Raw genomic sequence first — 700 nt, 5'->3', positions numbered from 1 at the left:
CACCTGGCGTTCCGGCTGGCGCAGGCGCGTCATCACCGGCACGGCCAGGTGCGTGAACAGCTCGCGCGTGCCGCCCTGCACGGCGCCCCAGGCCACCTTGCGGCCGTAGCGGTGCTCGGCTTGACGTGCGATCTCGATGCGCTCGGAGCGCGTCTCCTCCCGCCACCGGGAGATGCGGCCCGACTCCGCCGCGGCGCGCGAAGCGTCGTCGAACTCGCCTTCGAGTGCGGGGAGCGTGCCGATGACCGTGATCTCCTCGCGGTCGACGATCACCTCGGGGGCGCCCACGAACCACCCGTCAGGGAGCCTGCCTGTGAACCAGGCCGCCGCGTCGTCGGCCGACGGCAGGTCAGCCTGTTGCCAGCCGCCTCTTCCTCGCCATCCACGTCCCATTTCAACCACCCCTGATTACATGATTACGTCGTTACCGACGTTACGCCTGCAATCAGCTAGCGGGTGTTCGCCGTCAGCGAAGTGACCAGGGCTTCTGCGGAAACGACGGGCCTGTCGCACACGTAGCCGCGGCACACGTAGGCAGCGGGTGCCTCGTCGACCAACGGGCGGTCTTCCAGCAACGGCAACGACGCTGGTTCTCCGGCCACGACGACGCCGCCTCCGGGCACATGAGCGACCGCCGCCGCCCACAGCGACGCACGGCGCGGGTCATCGCCGGCGCCACGACGGCCACCTGGCAGCCGGG

The 700-nt window shown here is 70.3% G+C and carries 1 protein-coding gene and 1 pseudogene; both read right to left on the bottom strand.

Annotation, left to right across the window (positions count from 1 at the left end; all coding sequences use genetic code 11):
* Window positions 1-393: ATP-binding transcription factor AbmR (gene abmR, locus FXN61_RS49810; RefSeq protein WP_167980684.1), on the bottom strand; the 393-nt coding region annotated here is incomplete at its 3' end.
* Between the two features lie 56 nt (window positions 394-449).
* Window positions 450-700 (bottom strand): annotated as a pseudogene (locus tag FXN61_RS49805) (hypothetical protein); the annotation flags it as partial.

It is taken from the genome of Lentzea indica (genome assembly GCF_012184385.1).
Lineage (GTDB): Bacteria > Actinomycetota > Actinomycetes > Mycobacteriales > Pseudonocardiaceae > Lentzea > Lentzea indica.
The sequence above is the reverse complement of the archived record's forward strand: the minus strand, read 5'-3'. Positions and strand labels throughout refer to the sequence as shown.